The 16,198-nt window shown below is 71.5% G+C and carries 14 protein-coding genes; 5 read left to right on the plus strand and 9 right to left on the minus strand.

The features are described from left to right. Window positions 1–154: 154 nt before the first annotated feature. Window positions 155–1,204: an aldose epimerase family protein gene (locus tag NYP07_RS18005; RefSeq protein ID WP_268152917.1), complete on the plus strand. Its 1,050-nt coding sequence runs from the start codon at window positions 155–157 to the stop codon at window positions 1,202–1,204. A gap of 5 nt (window positions 1,205–1,209) precedes the next feature. On the opposite strand, the gene NYP07_RS18010 is transcribed toward NYP07_RS18005, so the two are convergent. Next, window positions 1,210–2,493 (minus strand): GDSL-type esterase/lipase family protein, encoded by a 1,284-nt coding sequence (locus NYP07_RS18010; RefSeq protein WP_268152919.1) that lies wholly within the window; start codon window positions 2,491–2,493, stop codon window positions 1,210–1,212. Between the two features lie 73 nt (window positions 2,494–2,566). After that, entirely contained in the window at window positions 2,567–3,358 is a 792-nt protein-coding gene (locus tag NYP07_RS18015) for a CDP-diacylglycerol diphosphatase (protein WP_268152921.1), read from the minus strand. Between the two features lie 228 nt (window positions 3,359–3,586). Between NYP07_RS18015 and NYP07_RS18020 the strand changes: the two genes are divergently transcribed. Next, window positions 3,587–6,181: a TonB-dependent receptor gene (locus NYP07_RS18020; RefSeq protein WP_268152923.1), complete on the plus strand. Its 2,595-nt coding sequence runs from the start codon at window positions 3,587–3,589 to the stop codon at window positions 6,179–6,181. 88 nt (window positions 6,182–6,269) lie between these two features. After that, window positions 6,270–7,271, plus strand: a complete 1,002-nt coding sequence (locus tag NYP07_RS18025) for a sulfate ABC transporter substrate-binding protein (RefSeq protein WP_268152925.1) — start codon at window positions 6,270–6,272, stop codon at window positions 7,269–7,271. A gap of 171 nt (window positions 7,272–7,442) precedes the next feature. Here NYP07_RS18025 and NYP07_RS18030 read toward each other — a convergent pair whose 3' ends face one another. The 3 genes from NYP07_RS18030 to glpK form a co-directional block, all read right to left on the minus strand. After that, complete coding sequence (locus NYP07_RS18030; RefSeq protein ID WP_268152927.1) at window positions 7,443–8,138, minus strand: helix-turn-helix transcriptional regulator; 696 nt, start codon at window positions 8,136–8,138, stop codon at window positions 7,443–7,445. A 109-nt stretch (window positions 8,139–8,247) separates the two neighbouring features. Continuing rightward, entirely contained in the window at window positions 8,248–8,643 is a 396-nt protein-coding gene (locus tag NYP07_RS18035) for a VOC family protein (protein WP_268152929.1), read from the minus strand. An 83-nt stretch (window positions 8,644–8,726) separates the two neighbouring features. Further along, the gene (glpK, locus tag NYP07_RS18040) at window positions 8,727–10,193 is read right to left on the minus strand and encodes a glycerol kinase GlpK (protein ID WP_268152931.1); all 1,467 of its coding nucleotides are present in this window, start codon (window positions 10,191–10,193) and stop codon (window positions 8,727–8,729) included. A gap of 26 nt (window positions 10,194–10,219) precedes the next feature. Here glpK and glpD point away from each other — a divergent pair, with 26 nt between their 5' ends. After that, window positions 10,220–11,704 (plus strand): glycerol-3-phosphate dehydrogenase, encoded by a 1,485-nt coding sequence (gene glpD, locus NYP07_RS18045; RefSeq protein WP_268152933.1) that lies wholly within the window; start codon window positions 10,220–10,222, stop codon window positions 11,702–11,704. 17 nt (window positions 11,705–11,721) lie between these two features. After that, complete coding sequence (locus NYP07_RS18050; protein WP_268152934.1) at window positions 11,722–12,690, plus strand: DMT family transporter; 969 nt, start codon at window positions 11,722–11,724, stop codon at window positions 12,688–12,690. Here NYP07_RS18050 and NYP07_RS18055 read toward each other — a convergent pair. Genes NYP07_RS18055 through NYP07_RS18070 form a run of 4 tightly spaced genes read right to left on the minus strand, consistent with a single transcriptional unit; the run spans window position 12,665 to window position 16,129 of the window. Further along, window positions 12,665–13,432, minus strand: a complete 768-nt coding sequence (locus NYP07_RS18055; RefSeq protein ID WP_268152936.1) for a metallophosphoesterase — start codon at window positions 13,430–13,432, stop codon at window positions 12,665–12,667. The two genes, NYP07_RS18050 and NYP07_RS18055, sit on opposite strands and share 26 nt — an antisense overlap. 55 nt (window positions 13,433–13,487) lie before the next feature. After that, window positions 13,488–14,252: a UPF0149 family protein gene (locus NYP07_RS18060; RefSeq protein ID WP_268152938.1), complete on the minus strand. Its 765-nt coding sequence runs from the start codon at window positions 14,250–14,252 to the stop codon at window positions 13,488–13,490. A 27-nt stretch (window positions 14,253–14,279) separates the two neighbouring features. Beyond that, complete coding sequence (locus NYP07_RS18065; RefSeq protein ID WP_268152940.1) at window positions 14,280–15,278, minus strand: substrate-binding domain-containing protein; 999 nt, start codon at window positions 15,276–15,278, stop codon at window positions 14,280–14,282. Further along, the gene (locus NYP07_RS18070; RefSeq protein ID WP_268152942.1) at window positions 15,275–16,129 is read right to left on the minus strand and encodes a 23S rRNA (adenine(2030)-N(6))-methyltransferase RlmJ; all 855 of its coding nucleotides are present in this window, start codon (window positions 16,127–16,129) and stop codon (window positions 15,275–15,277) included. The genes NYP07_RS18065 and NYP07_RS18070 overlap by 4 nt, the downstream gene beginning before the upstream one ends. Window positions 16,130–16,198 lie beyond the last annotated feature (69 nt).

Here is a 16,198-nt window from a genome sequence, read left to right on the forward strand (position 1 = left end):
CTTGCCTCCAGACTCCGGCGACCTGGGCGGGCGCTCGTTCGCCATCGATGGTTACGCAATCAACACCAGCCAGGCCGGCGCATCAGCAGATTTATGGTAGCGTAACCTTTTGCCCATCGACCGCAGCCGGCACAGCCACGCCCGTCACCCAGCCATGATCCGCAATCCCGTGCCGCCGCCCGGCGCCCACCCGGCCCCCGCGGTCTTCACGCTCGGCACGGCCGACGGCGGCCTGCAGATCCAGGTCAGCGACCTTGGCGCGCGCTGGCTGTCCTGCCTCGTGCCGCTGCCCGACGGCAGCCGGCGCGAGGCCATCCTCGGCCACGCGACGGTCGCGGCTCATGCCCGCGAGCCCGGCTACTTCGGCGCCGTCGTCGGCCGCTATGCCAACCGCCTGGCCGGCGCGGCCTTCACGCTCGGCGGCCGGCGCCACGCGCTGACGGCCAACGAAGGCGCCAACCAGCTGCACGGCGGCCCCGAGGGCTTCGACCGCCGCCGCTGGAGCGTCGTCGACCACGGCCCCCGGCATCTGCGCCTGGCGCTGCACTCGCCCGACGGCGACCAGGGCTACCCCGGCGCGCTGGACGCCGAGGTCGAGTACCGCGTCGACCCCGCTCGCCCCGCGCTGACGCTGCGCTTCGGCGCGCGCGTCACCGCGCCCTGCCCCGTCAGCCTGACCAGCCACCCCTACTTCAACCTCGACGGCGACGCCGCCTCCGTGCGCGGGCACCGCCTGAGCGTCGTCGCCGCCGCGATGCTGCCGGTGCGGGCCGACATGATCCCCACCGGCGAGCTCGCGCCGGTGGCCGGCACGGCCTTCGACCTGCGCCAGGCCCGGCGCCTCGGCGACGGCCTCGGCCGGGGCGGGCAGCAGTTGCTGGCCGGCGGCTACGACCACTGCTTTGCGCTGGATGCGCCGGCCGCGCGCGGCGAGCTGGCGGCGGCCGAGCTCGCGTCCACGGACGGCCGGCTCGCAATGCGCCTCTACACCGACTACCCCGGGCTGCAGGTCTGCAGCGGCAACTTCGTGCAGAACTCGCGCGGCCGCGACGGCCGGCCGTTCGCGCGCCACGCCGGCATCGCACTGGAGCCGCAGTTCTTCCCCGACGCGCCCAACCAGCCGGCCTGGCGCGAGCAGGGCTGCGTGCTGCGCCCCGGCCAGCGCCTGTCGCGCTGGATGCGGCTGGAGTTCGACGCGCGCTGAGCCGCTTACCGGGCGGTGGCGCAGCGGCGCTCCAGCACCTCCAGCGGGAAGGCCGCGGCCATCGCGCGGTAGCCGGCCAGCGACGGATGCAGGCCGTCGTTGTCGACCTCGGCGCGCAGCCGGGCCGGCCGCGCCGGGTCGCGCAGCAGCGCGTCGAAGTCCAGCAGCGCGTCGAAGCGGCCCGGCTCGCGCAGCCAGGCGTTCAGCGCCTGGCGGTCGGCCTCGTTCTCGGGGCCGGGGGCGTAGTAGCCGCTGCCCGCATAGGGCATGAGGGTCGCACCGATCAGGCAGACGCCGCGGGCCCGCGCGCGCCTGGCGAGATCGGCGAAGCCGGCCTGCAGCTCGGCCAGCAGCGCGGCGCGCGACTCGGGCGTCGTCGCCCGGCCGCGGTGGCTGACGCCGAGGTCGTTCACGCCGATCAGCACGACGGCGTGCGTGACGCCGCTGCGCGCCAGCACGTCGCGCTCGAAGCGCGCGGCCAGGCTGGGGCCGAGGCCGTCGCGCAGCAGCCGGCCGCCGCCGATGCCCGTGTTCACCACCACCGCGTCGCGGCCCTGCGCGGCCAGCCGGCGCGACAGCGCATCGGTCCAGCGCTGGTAGCTGCCCGAGGGCACGCCATAGCCGTCGGTGATGGAGTCGCCCGTCGCGACGAGCACGGCGCGCGGGCTGGCGCGCACATCGACCGCAGCCAGATGCCACCAGCCCTCCTCGACGACGGCCTCTGGCCAGGCGGCGGCGTCCACGCGGTTGCCGGCCACGGCCCAGCTGCGCATGCGCGAGCCCAGGTGCACACTGGCCACCGCCGGCCCGCGCAGCAGGTGCAGCTGCACGGCCACGTCGGCCTGGCGCGGCAGCGCGATCTCGACGGGGTCGCTCCAGGCCTCCGCATGCGGCGCGACGACAAGCTCGCGCCGGCCCGCGAAGCTCAGCGGCCTCAGGCTGGCCGCGTCCAGCCGCGGCTGCGGCGCGAGTTCGGCGACGCGGGCCACGCTGGCGGCGCCGACGAGCAGCGGCTCGGCGCCGAAGAGATTGCTGATGCGCACGCGCAGCGCCGTGCCGGCGGCGTCGACGCGCACGACCTGGCGCAGGCTGACATCGCGCATCGGCTGCTGCCAGGGCGCCGACGCGGCCGGCGCTGGCGGCGCCTGCCCCAGCATCGCGCTGCCCCAGGCTGCCACCCAGCCATCGCCCGGCCCGCGCTGCAGCGGGCCGGCGCAGCCGGCCAGGGCCAGCAGCAGCGCCGCCCAACCGATGCGGGGCCGGCGGCCGGCGTTCGAAGCTTCAGTCATGGCCCTGCCGCTCCTGGTATGCGATCAAAAATGATAGCGCAACCAGTCCGGCAGCCAACGGCCGGAAACCCCGTCAGCGCGCGGCCGGCGAAGCGGTGTCGGACTCGGCCTTCACGATGGCGCAGTCGTGGTCCTGGATGTCGTGCTCGGCCAGGCCGCTGCTCAGGTCGGCGTCGTCGCTGCGCGTGGCCATCAGCACGAAGCCGGGCTTGCCGCCCTTGAAGCTCATGGCCACGACGCCGATGCCGACGCTGCCCATGTCGTCCACCGCGCCCGGCACATGGGCCGCGATGTCGGTGATGGGGTTGACGCCGTCCAGCGCCTCGCCGTCGACGCGGCGCACCAGCCAGCCGTGGCGCAGCCAGCCGCCCGGCAGCGGCGCCCAGTTCGTCGACAGCTCGGACTCGGCCGCCAGCAGGCGCGCGCGCAGCTCGGGCTGGGTGCAGGAGATGTGGATGTGGAACTGGTCCTGGGTGCGGCGGCGCACCGGGTTCAGCGTCAGCGACACGGCGTCGCGCGGCAGCGGCCGGCCGTTGAGCTGGTCGAGCAGGTCGCGCGCATGCCAGGCCTGGGCGAAGAAGTTGGGCGTGCCGGCCTTCAGCAGCTCCGCGCTCTCGATGCCGCTGATGCGGGCCGTGGGCAGCAGCAGGTACTGCAGCACGCCGCGGATGTCCTTCATGACGGCCCAGCCGTATTCGCGGCCGGCCGGCATCTCGACGCGCTTGCAGGGCGGCGGTATCTGGCCGCTGGCCGCGCCGGGCACGCAGCCGCCGTCGATGATCTTCCAGAGCACGTCACGGTCCGCCAGGGCCTGGCCGGAGGCGGTCAGCAGCGCCAGGGCCGCGGCAAGAACATGAAGACGCATCGGGAAGACAGTGCCGGCGCAGGCCGCGCAACATGGAGGATTCGGGGCTGGAAGTTTAGGCGGCCCGCCCCGCACGCCTTGTCGGGGGCCCGTGAAGCCCCCGCGCCGACGCATCCGAAATCACTATACGAAGACGCAAAGAAGTCATATCTGCCGGCTGTAACCGCTCCGTACCATGGCTCGCACCGGCCCCTCGTGGGCCGTTGCCACAAAGAAATCGGAGACCCCATGCCCAAGATTCCCTTCACCCCGACCCGGCTGTGCCTGCTGATCCAGGCCCTCATGCTGCTGCCCGCCGCCGCCCAGACCGCGCCCGCCGATGCCGACAGGCTGGACACCGTCGTCGTCAGCGGCATCCGCGCCTCGGTGCGCAAGGCGCTGGACACCAAGGAGGCGTCCAACGGCCAGATCGAGGTCATCGCGTCGGAGGACATCGGCAAGCTGCCGGATACGACCATCGCCGAGTCGCTGGCGCGGCTGCCGGGCCTGTCGGCCGGCATCGACCGCGGCAACGCCAGCCAGATCGTCGCGCGCGGCCTGGGCCCGCGCTTCGTCGGCGCGACGCTGAACGGGCGCGAGTTCGCGTCCTCCGAGCCCGACCGCGCGGTGCGCTTCGAGATGTTCCCGGCCGAATCGGTGTCGGGCGCCACCATCTACAAGACCCAGCAGGCCGACATCGCCGAGGGCGGCATCGCCACCACCATCGACCTGCAGACCGTCAGCCCGCTGGACTACAAGGGCCGCGAGCTGTCGCTGAAGGCCGACGCCAACTACTACCAGCTTGCCGCCAGCATAGCCGGCGCCAAGAAGTGGTCGCCGCGCCTGGGCGGCATCTACGTCGACCAGTTCGCCGGCCGCACCATCGGCGTGGCGCTGGCCTTCAGCTATTACGACCAGCCGGTGCTGCAGGACGGCGTGCAGAACTGGGGCTTCGACAGCGGCAACGGCAACAAGAACGCCGCCATCGAGTCCTGGGGCTTCCAGAACGCTGTCAAGAACGGCACGAACAAGCGCAGCAGCTTGCTGGGCAAGGTCGAATACAAGCCCAACGGCATGTTCGCGCTGACCGGCGACGTCTACGCGGCCCGCTCCAACATCAAGGAGCAGCAATACATCCACACGGCCGACACCTGCCAGTGGGCCAACGCCGGCTGCGCGGCCGCCTACGGCACGCCGCCCACCATCAGCGGCGGCTATGTGACCGGCGGCACCCTGCCCAACGCCGCGCTGAAGACCATCAACGGCCTGTGGAAGCAGGACATGAAGGACTTCGCCACCGGCCTGAACGCGAAGTGGAAGCTCGACGACTGGCAGATCGACGCCGACCTGGCCCACTCCACCGCGGACCGCGACACGCTCTGGACGGCCGTCGAGCTGGACATGAACAACCCCGGCACCGGCACGCTGAGCTGGAGCTTCCCCAAGGACGGCTGGAGCACCTACAACTTCAGCGCCGACAGCGGCAACCCCGCCAACTTCAACAACTGGACCGGCGAGACCTGGGGCCCGACCTATGCGGGTACGCTGCACGACAAGCTGGACTCCGAGCAGCTCAACTTCACGCGCAAACTGAACTTCGGCGACCTGAACAAGCTGAAGTTCGGCCTGCGCGCAACGCAACGCGAGAAGCGCTACGACCAGACCTCCTGGGACTACAACTGGGTCCAGTTCAACACCGGCGACCTGCACCGCGTGGCCGTGTCCGGCCGCCCCGACTTCGTCGCCTTCGGCAACGTCGAGGACGCGATTACCCAGCTCTTCGGCGCATCGACGCTGAGCGCCGATGGCCGCACGCCCACGACCAGCGACCTCGTGGCCAAGGACTGGCGCGCCAAGGAGAGCAGCACGGCCGCCTATGTCCAGGGCGACCTGCTCGGCACCGTCGGCAGCCTGAACTACCGCGGCAACGTCGGCCTGCGCGTCGTGCACACCAGCCAGACGGGCTATGGCAATTCGCTGATCGACAACGTCGTGACGCCCACGCAGGACGGCATCGGCTACACCCGCGCGCTGCCCAGCCTCAACCTGGTGCTGAGCCTGGACGAGAACGACGCGAACCAGCTGCGCTTCGGCCTGGCCCGTGCGCTGTCGCGTGCGCCGCTGGACGTGATGACCTCCGCGCAGACCGTCACGACCGACCCCAACGGCGTCAACCCCACCATCGTCTCCGGCGGCAACCCGCGCCTGAAACCCATGATGGCCGACCAGCTCGACCTGGCCTACCAGCACTACTTCGGCAAGGGCAACTTCTTCTCCGCCGGCCTGTTCTACAAGCAGGTGAAGGACTACATCGGCCTCGCCTCCGTGGCCTGCAGCTATGCCGGCAAGGCGGCCTACTGCACGCAGCAGGTCAACCGTGACGGCGGCAACGTGCACGGGCTGGAGCTGGTCTACCAGCAGTCCTTCGCCAGCGGCCTCGGGCTGATGGCCAACTACACCTACAGCACCGGCAACATCAAGGAGAACGGCGACCAGAGCGGCAAGACCTTCGCGCCCATCTCTGCCAACGGCCTGATGAAGGGCAACGGCGGCCTGACGGCCTGGTATGAGCACAAGGGCTTCGAGGCCCGCCTGTCGGCCAACCACCACACGGCCTACAACCGCGCGCCGACCTGGGACTCGACACTGATCCAGCAGAACGGTGCCGAGACCTGGGTATCGCTGAACCTGTCGCAGAAGCTCAACGAGCATGTCTCGGTGCGCTTCGGCATCGAGAACGCGACCAGCCAGAAGGTCTTCTACACCTACTCCAACGACCCCTACCGCCAGGAGAACTTCCAGTTCGGCCGCCGCTTCAACGTGGGAGCGACCTACAAGCTGTGAACGCATGAGCTTGTGATTTCTTGTTCTTTGCCAGCACTCGGGCCACTGCCTAGAGTGCGGGCGTCCAAGCACTCCAAGCCTTCACTTCATGCGCCGCCGCCTGCTCGCCACCCTCGCCCTTGGCCTCGCTGCCGCCCTCCCCGCCCTGGCCCAGGGCTCGCTGCTGAACGTCTCCTACGACCCGACGCGCGAGCTCTACCAGGACTTCAACAAGGCCTTCGCCGCACAGTGGAAGGCCAAGACCGGCGAGACGCTGAGCCTCAAGGCCTCGCACGGCGGCTCGGGCAAGCAGGCCCGCTCGGTCATCGACGGCCTGGAGGCCGACGTCGTCACGCTGGCCCTGGCCTACGACATCGACGCGCTGGCCGACCGCAAGCTGCTCGCGCCCGACTGGCAGAAGAAGCTGCCGGCCAACGCCAGCCCCTACACGTCCACCATCGTCTTCCTGGTGCGCAAGGGCAACCCCAAGCACATCGCCAACTGGCCGGACCTGGCCCGCTCGGGCGTCGACGTCATCACCCCCAACCCCAAGACCAGCGGCGGCGCGCGCTGGAACTACCTGGCGGCCTGGGGCTTCGCGTTGAAGCAGCCGGGCGGCAACGCCGAGAGCGCCAAGGCCTTCGTGAAGCGCATCTACGCCAACACCAAGGTGCTGGACTCCGGCGCCCGCGGTGCGACGACGACCTTCGTCGAGCGCGGCATCGGCGACGTGCTGATCGCCTGGGAGAACGAGGCCTATCTGGCCGTGAAGGAACTGGGGCCGGACAAGTTCGAGATCGTCACGCCGGCCGTCTCGGTGCTGGCCGAGCCGCCGGTGGCCGTGGTCGACAAGGTCGTCGACAAGCGCGGCACGCGCAGGCAGGCCGAGGCCTATCTGAACTACCTCTACAGCCCCGAGGGCCAGGAGATCGCCGCGCGCAACTTCTACCGCCCGCGCGACGCCAAGGTCGCGGCCAGATACGCCAGGCAGTTCGCCAAGGTCGAGCTGTTCACCGTGGACGAGCTCTTCGGCGGCTGGCGCAACGCGCAGAAGACCCACTTCGACGACGGCGGCGTGTTCGACCAGATCTACGCGCCGGGCGCGAAGTAAGCGTGGCTCAGTCCGACGCTTCCGGGCCAAGCCATGGCTCGGCTCTCCATCCGCAGCGGATAGAGAAGCAAATACAGAAATGCAACCACAGAGGCACAGAGCCACAGAGAAAAGCCTTCTCCGGGCTTCCTCTGTGGCTCTGTGCCTCTGTGGTTGCCTTTGATTTGGGCTTCAGGCGCCGCCGCTCTCCTGCGCCTCGCGCCGGCGGTTCATGTCGGCCAGCGTCTTGCCGGGCTCGTCGCGGAAGCTCTCGTCCAGCGCCTGCAGCGTCTCGATGCGGTCGACGCGGAAGCTGCGGAAGTCGTTGCGCAGCTCGCACCAGGCGGCCACGGTCCAGACCGGCCCCCAGAACAGGCAGGCCAGCGGGCGCACGGTGCGCTCGCTCTTCACGCCGCCGAGGTCGAGATAGCCCATCCTCAGCTTGCGCCTGGCCTCGGTGGCCTCGCGCAGCGCGGTCAGGTGGGCGCTGGTGGCCGGGTCCAGCGCCGGCAGCGGCGCATACAGGGCCAGGCTCTCGGCCGCGGCGCGCGCGTCCAGCGGCAGCACGGCGAGGATCTTGGACAGCGCGTTCTCGGCCTGGCGGGCCAGCGCCGCGTCCAGCCGCGACTCGGCCATGCGCACGGTGGCGACCAGGGCTTGCGCTTCCTGCTTGCTGAACATCAGCGGCGGCAGGTCGAAGCCGGCCCGCATGCGGTAGCCCACGCCGGCCTCGCCCTCGATGGGCACGCCCTGCTGGCCGAGCGCGGCGATGTCGCGGTAGACCGTGCGCATCGACACCTCCAGCCGCTGGGCGAGGTAGTCCGCCGTCGTGAGGCGGCGCCCACGGATGAGCTGGACAATCTGGAAGAGGCGGTCGGCACGGCGCATGGGCGGGCATTGTGGGTCAGCCGGCATGCCCCTTGCGGAAGGCATGTGTCACCGGCAACGACGCCGCCCCCGCTCATGGCTCCCTGCGCCGCTCTGCGAAAGCCAAGCCTCAACCCAAGGCCGTGCAGAGCTCGACGAGGCAACCGTCCGGGCAGCGCACATAGGCCACGACCTGGCCCCAGGGCTTGGCCACGGGCGCCGCGAGCGGCTGGGCGCCGGCAGCGACGGCGCGGTCGTAGGCGGCCTGCACGTCGGCCACCGTGAAACCGATCTCCATGCCCAGCGGCCGCGGGCTGGCGTCAGCGGCGACATAGTCGTGCTGCAGGCTGTCGCGCGCGGTGGCGTGGTCGACAAAGGCCAGCCGCGCGCCGCCGGCACCGGTCTCGACCTCGCCATAGGCGCCGCTCTCGTGCAGGAAGCGAGTCGACAGGCCGAAGGCGCGGTCGAAGAAGGCCAGCGCCGCGGCCACGTCGGGCACATAGACGATGGTGTAGGCGAAGTTCATGCGCGGCTCCTGGGGTGACGATGCCGGCATGCTGCGCCGGCCCGGCTGCCAGCGCGTGTCAGCAGCGGCGCCGTGGCTCAGCCCTAGTCGGCCAACACCTGGCGCACGGCCTTGCCCCACTGCGCCAGCCGTGCACCGGCCTCGTCGCGCGACATGCGCGGCTCGAAGGCGCGGTCCAGCCGCCAGATGGCGCCGACCTCCTCGGCCGCGCCATAGACCCCGGCGCCGATGCCGGCCAGCAGCGCGGCGCCCAGGCCCGTCGTCTCGATGACCCGCGGCCGCAGCACCGGGATGCCGAGCAGGTCGGCCTGGAACTGCATCAGCAGGTCGTTGGCGCTGGCGCCGCCGTCCACGCGCAGCTCGGTCAGGCGGTCGCGCTCGCCGACGTCGGCATTCATGGCCGCCAGCACGGCCGCGCTCTGGAAGGCGATGCTCTCCAGCGCGGCCCGCGCGATATGGGCCTGCGTCGTGCCGCGCGTCAGGCCCAGCAGCGCGCCGCGCGCATCGGGCCGCCAGTAGGGCGCGCCCAGGCCCGCGAAGGCCGGCACGAACATCACGCCGCCGGCATCCGCCACGCTGCCGGCCAGCGCCTGCACCTCGCCACTGCCGCCAATGGCCTTGAGCCCGTCGCGCAGCCACTGCACGACGGCGCCGCCGACGAAGACGCTGCCCTCCAGCGCGTATTGCGCGGCCGGGCCGACCTGGGCCGCGCGCGTCGTCAGCAGGCCCTGCGTGGACGTGCGGGCCTGATCGCCGGTGTGCATCAGCAGGAAGCAGCCGGTGCCATAGGTGTTCTTGGCCTGGCCGGGCTGCAGCGCGGCCTGGCCGAACAGCGCGGCCTGCTGGTCGCCCGCGATGCCCGAGATGGGCACGCCGAACTCCTCGGCCATGCCGTAGACGCCGGCCGAGGGCCTGACCTCGGGCAGCAGCGCGCGCGGGATGCCGAACAGGCCCAGCAGCTCGTCGCTCCAGTCGCCGCGGTGGATGTCGAACAGCAGCGTGCGCGAGGCATTGCTGGCGTCGGTCGCATGGACCTTGCCGCCGGTCAGCTGCCACAGCAGCCAGCTGTCGACGGTGCCGAAGGCCAGCTCGCCGCGTTCGGCGCGTTCGCGCGCGCCCGCCACGTTGTCGAGCAGCCAGCGCAGCTTGGTGGCCGAGAAATAAGGGTCCAGCACCAGGCCGGTCAGCTCGCGCACGCGCGGCTCCAGGCCCTGCTGCTTCAGGCTTTCGCAGAAGGCGGCCGTGCGGCGGTCCTGCCAGACCAACGCCTTGTGCAGGGGCTGGCCGGTCTTGCGGTCCCACAGCACGACGGTCTCGCGCTGGTTGGTGATGCCGATGGCGGCCACCTTGATACCCGCCTTGGCCACGGCCTCGCGTGCGCAGGCGATCTGGTCGGCCCAGATCTGCTCCGCATCGTGCTCGACCCAGCCGGGCTGCGGGAAATGCTGGGTCAGCTCGCGCTGGGCCACGGCCAGCAGCCGGCCCGAGCGGTCGAAAACTAGAGCGCGCGAACTAGAAGTCCCCTGATCCAGCGCGAGCAGTGCGTCCATGGCTGTTGTTCACTTAGAGTGGTTGTATGGATCATTTTGACGTTGTGGTGGTGGGGGGCGGCATCAACGGCACGGGGCTGGCGCGCGATCTGGCCGGGCGCGGCTGGAAGCTGCTGCTGGCCGAACGCGACGACCTCGCCTCGCACACCTCGTCCGCATCGACCAAGCTCGTGCACGGCGGCCTGCGCTACCTGGAGACCTACGAGTTCTCGCTGGTGCGCAAAGCGCTGCAGGAGCGCGAGGTGCTGCTGCGCAGCGCGCCGCAGCTGATCCGGCCGCTGCGCTTCGTGCTGCCGCATGCGCCGCATCTGCGCCCGGCCTGGATGATCCGCATCGGCCTCTTCCTGTACGACCACCTCGCGCGCCGCGAGCTGCTGCCGGGCTCGCAGGGCCTGCGCCTGTCGAACAGCCCCTATGGCGCGCCGCTGAAACCCGAGTTCACGCGCGGCTTCGTCTACTCCGACGGCTGGGTGGACGACGCCCGCCTCGTCGTGCTGAACGCGCAGGACGCCCAGGCCCGCGGCGCCGAGGTGCTGACGCGCTGCGCCGTCACGCGGGCCGTGCGCGGCGCCGACGCCTGGCAGATCACGCTCGCCAACGGCCGCAGCCTGCGCGCCCGCGCCCTCGTCAACGCGGCCGGCCCCTGGGCCGAGCGCTTCCTGCGCGACCACACGCAGGGCGCCGGCGGCCAGCCACTGCCGACGCGCGGCCTGCGCCTCGTGAAGGGCAGCCACATCGTCGTGGCCCAGCGCTTCACGCACGACCACGCCTACATCTTCCAGAACCCCGACGGCCGCATCATCTTCGCCATCCCCTACCAGGGCCGCTTCACGCTGATCGGCACGACCGACGTCGAGCTGCCCGAGCACGAGGACCCGCCCGCCCGCGCCGAGATCGAGCAGGCCGAGGTGGACTACCTCTGCGCCCAGGCCAGCCGCTACCTGGCCCAGCCGGTCAGGCCGGCCGACCTGCTGTGGAGCTATGCCGGCGTGCGCCCGCTGCTCGACGAGGGCGGCTCGGCCTCGGCCGTCACGCGCGACTACCTGCTGGAGGCCGACGCGGCCGGCGGCGCGCCGCTGCTCAATGTCTGGGGCGGCAAGCTGACGACCTACCGCAAGCTCGCCGAGGACGGCGCCAGCCAGCTCGGCCAACTTCTTGGCGACGCCCGCAAGCCCTGGACGGCCGGCGCCCACCTGCCCGGCGGCGACCTCGGCCGGCATGGCGTGGACATAGCCGCCTTCGCCGCCGAGCTGCAGGCCCGCCACCCGGGCCGCGCGCCCGACGACGTGCGCCGCATCGCCGGCGCCTATGGCAGCCGCGCGGCCGGGCTGCTCGCAGCGCCCACCGGCGCCGAGGTCGCGCCGGGGCTGTTCGAGTCCGAACTGCGCCATCTGGTGGAGGCCGAATGGGCGCGCGACGCCGAGGACGTGCTGTGGCGGCGCAGCAAGCTCGGCCTGCACTACACGGCCGAGCAGCGCGCGGCCGTGGCCACCTGGTTCGGCACCCGCTGAGCCTGCAAGGCGGTCTCATGCTGCTCGGCCTGCTGTTCGCCCTCGTCGCCGGCCTGATGTGGGGCCTGGTCTTCGTCGCCCCCGTCATGCTGCCCGGCTATGCCCCCGCGCTGCTGACGGTGGGCCGCTACCTCGCCTTCGGCCTGATCGCGCTGCCGCTGGGCCTGCTGCTGGACCGGCGCGCGCTGCGCGAGCTGCAGCCCGGCGACTGGCGCGAGGCGGCCCGGCTCAGCCTGATCGGCAACTTCCTGTACTACCTCTGCCTGTCGGCCGCCATCCAGCGCGCCGGCGCGCCGCTGCCGACGATGATCATCGGCACGCTGCCCGTCGTCATCGCGCTGTGCGCCAACCACCGCAACCGCGTGCGCGACGGCCATCTGCCGTGGCCGCGGCTGGCCCCGTCGCTCGCGCTGATCGCCGCCGGCCTGGCCCTCGTGAACCGCGACGAGCTGGCCGCGCTGCAGGCCGGGGCCGGCGACCCGCGCCGCTATGCCGAGGGCGCGCTGCTCGCCATCGCGGCCGTGGCCTGCTGGACCTGGTACCCGATCCGCAATGCCGACTGGCTGCGGGCGCATGCCGACCGCAGCCCACGCGCCTGGGCCACGGCGCAGGGCCTGGTCACGCTGCCAATGGCGCTGGCGTGCGTGCTGCTGCTGGCACTGCTGCAGCTGATGGCGCCGGGCACGCTGATCCCCACCGGCTACGCCTTCCCCTTCGGCGACAAGCCCTGGGCCTACGCGGGCCTGATGGTGGCCATCGGCCTGTGCTCGTCATGGCTGGGCACGCTGTGCTGGAACGAGGCCAGCCAGCGCCTGCCGACCTCGCTGTCGGGCCAGCTCATCGTCTTCGAGACGCTGGCCGCGCTGGCCTATGCCTTCGCGTGGCAGCAGCGCCTGCCGCCGCCGGCCACGCTGGCCGGCATCGCGCTGCTGATCGCCGGCGTGGTCTGGGCGTTGAGGATCAAGCCGGTGCGAACACCTGAATAGTGCGCAGGCCGTCGAAGCCATCGGCCTCGCCCCGGCGCAGATGGCCGCGCGCGTTGCTCGCGATGCGCGTGTCGCCGATGCGGTAGTCGTGCCGGCAGTGCAGGTGGCCGTGCAGCCAGAGCCCGGCACCCGGCAGCAGGCCCTCGTCGTCGTTGCAGAAACTGGCCGTGCCGGGCTGGCGGCCGTAGCGCGGATCGGCGCTCTTCAGGCTGGGCGCGAAATGGGTGATGGCGACGGTGGCGTCCCAGTCGCCCGTGCGCGCAAGCTCGCCGGCCAGCCAGGCGCGGCTCTCCAGCGCCAGCGCGCGCACCGCGTCCACGCCGAAGGGCTGGCCGTGGCGCTCGGCCCGCATGACCTTCTGGAAATAGCCGCCGGCCCGCATCGCGCGCTCGCGACCGGCGGGGCCGAAGGCGTCGAAGTCGCACCAGCGCGTGCTGCCGACGAAGCGCACGCGGCGGCCCCCGGCGTCGCTCAACACGACGGACTCGTCATCGAGCATGCGCAGGCCGATGCCGTGGACATGGGCACGCAGGGCCTCGCGCGCCTCGTCGACGTCGCGCTGGTCGAACTCATGGTTGCCCGGCACGAAGAGCACCGGCACCGGCCAGCCGCGGAACAGCTCGAAGCTGCGCCAGCTCGTGTCGATGTCGCCGGCCAGCACCAGCAGCTCGGCGCCCGGGGCGGGCAGCGGCTGGTAGGACTCGGTTTCCAGATGCAGGTCGGAGAGAAGCTGGATTTTCAAGTCAGTTGAGGACAGAGCTAGGCGCTACGCGCCGTCGGTCTGTCCCGCAAAGTCATTAGTTGCTACCGTGGCACTGCTTGTACTTGCGCCCGGAGCCGCAAGGGCAGGGGTCGTTGCGGCCGACCTTGGGCGCGTCGCGGCGGATGGTCTCGACGCGGTAGCGCTCTTCCTCGGTCAGGTCGGCCAGGTCGGCCACGGCGACGACCAGCTCCTCGATGGCGTCGTCCAGGTCCTTCAGCGGATGCTCGCGGTTCAACGTCGCGACGACCTCCTTCTCCTCGGGCGTCTCGGCCGGCAGGTGGCGGTAGAGCCGAGCCAGCGCGGCGGCGACATCGTCGTTGGGCAGGTCGGCCAGCTCGGGGAAGCACAGGACCGCATGCTGGAAGCCGGCCACCCAGGGCATCAGCGCGCGCGACACCGGGCCGAGGGCGTCATAGCTCTCGCGCGCGGCGCGTTCCTCCTCGGTCGCGTCCTCGGGCAGGGGCTCGGGCTCGCGCTCCTCGTCGATGTCGAGGATGACGGGGTCGAACCAGCCGTCCTCGACGAGGCTGCGGTTCAGCGCGGCATGGCGGCGTTCGACGAGCTGGGTCAGCTTGTCCAGCCAGGCCGCATCGACGCTCTCGGGCAGCAGGCCGCCGTCGTAGTCGAAGATATTGGGCAGCCACTCGTCCGTCTCGATCAGGCGGGGCTGCACGATGACGCCGCAGAGGTAGCCGTCCAGCATGGAGGCGTCCAGCGGCTGCAGCGGCGCGGGCGTGGCGGCCAGCAGTTCGTCGAGCTCGGCGAACTCGGCGTCGGTCAGGTCTTGGAGGGTGCTCATGGGCGCGATTGTCCGCCCTCGGCCCGCTCAGGTCGCGCGGACGACGAGTTCGGTCGGCATGATCTCGCTGGCCGCGGCCTGGCCGGCGATCAGGTCCAGCACCTTGCGCGCCAGCAGCACGCCGCCGTGGTGCCAGTCCTGGCGCACGCTGGTCAGCGGCGGCGCGAAGCTCTGCGCGGCGGGGGAGTCGTCGTAGCCGATGACGGACACGGCCTCGGGCACGGCCAGGCCGGCGTCGGTGAAGGCGCGCACGGCGCCCATGGCCAGCAGGTCGCTGGCGGCGAACAGGCCGTCCGGCGCGCGCCCGCCCCTGGCCAGATGGGCCTGCACGGCCGTGAAGCCGGCGCCGAAGGTGAAGGCCGCCGGCGTCAGCGTCTGGGCCCGGATGCCTTCGATGCCGGCCTTCTTCAGCGCCTTCGCAAAGCCCTGCTGGCGGTCGCGGATCTCGGCATGGCGCACATCGCCCAGGAAGAGCAGCTCGCGCCGGCCCAGCGCCACCAGCCGTTCGGCCGCGCTGGCGCCGCCGTGGGCGTTGTCGCCGCCGACGACGACCGAGTCGCCGCGCCCATGCTCGGCCCCCCAGACGACCAGCGGCAGGCCCATGGCCGCGACCGACTTGACGGCCGAGCCGTTGGCGCCCTGGCCGAGCAGGATGACGCCATCCGCCGAGCTGGCCACGCCCTGGCCCGGGCTCTGCAGGGCCGACAGCAGCACGCTGTAGCCGCGCGAGGTCAGCTCCTGCGTGATGCCGCCCAGCAGCTGCAGCGGGTAGGCGTCGGTCATCGGCCGGTCGGTGTCGGGCTGCATCTCCAGCATGACGGCGACCATGTGGCTGCGGCGCAGGCGCAGGTTGCGGGCATGGTGGTTGAAGCGGTAGCCGGCCGCCTCGGCCAGCGTCTTGACGCGCTCGCGCGTGGCCGGCGTGACCGAGGGGCTGTCGCGCAGCGCACGCGAGACCGTGATGGTGCTGACGCCCGCCAGCGCGGCGATCTGCTCCATCGTGACGGGCTTTGACTCGGTGGTCATACCGCCTTTTGTTCCAGCACGTAATTCGCCCCGTCGTACTGCCCCAGCCGCTCGACCAGCAGCGGCAGGCATTCGGCCAGTTCGTCGTGCAGCGTGAACGGCGGGTTCGCGATGAACATGCCGCTGCCCATCATGCCGAAGCCGCGCTCGTCGGCCTGGGCCACGGTCAGGCGCACATGCAGCCAGCCCTTCTTGGCCAGGGCATCGGCGCTGGCCTTCAGGCGCTGGGCGAGCTGCGTCGATTCGAGCAGCTGCAGCTGCGGGTACCAGACCATGGCGACCGTGTCCGGCGCGCGCTCCAGCGCCTCGCGCAGCGCCGCCAGCACCTTGGCGTAGTCGGTCTTGATCTCGTAGGGCGGGTCCATCAGCAGGGCCGCGCGGCGCGTCGGCGACGGCAGCTCGGCCTTGATGGACGCGAAGCCGTCGCGGTCGCTGACCTGGGTGTTGGGCCGCGCCTCAAGGTAGCTGGCCAGGATGCGGTGGTCGGTCGGGTGCAGCTCGTAGGCGCGCAGCCGGTCGGCCTCGCGCAGCACGAAGTTGGCGATGGCCGGCGAGCCGGGGTATTGGCGCAGCTGGCCGTCGGGGTTGAAGGCGCGCACCAGGCTGACGTAGTCGGCCAGCGGCGCGGGCAGATCCTTGTCGTCGTAGAGCTTGGCGATGCCACCGGCGTACTCGGCATTCTTCTGCGCATAGCGGCCCTCGACCGAGTAGCCGCCGGCGCCGGCATGCGTGTCGATCAGCGTGTAGGGCTTGTCCTTTTCACCCATATAGCGCAGCACGCGGGTCAGCACGAGGTGCTTGAGGACGTCGGCATGGTTGCCGGCATGGAAGGCGTGGCGGTAGGCGAGCATGGCGTGATTGTCGCTAACACACCCCCATCAACCCCGCTCGGCCGGGGAAAGCCGTGGCGCCGCTAGCCT

It is taken from the genome of Pelomonas aquatica, assembly GCF_026712205.1.
Classification (GTDB): Bacteria; Pseudomonadota; Gammaproteobacteria; order Burkholderiales; family Burkholderiaceae_C; genus Pelomonas; species Pelomonas aquatica.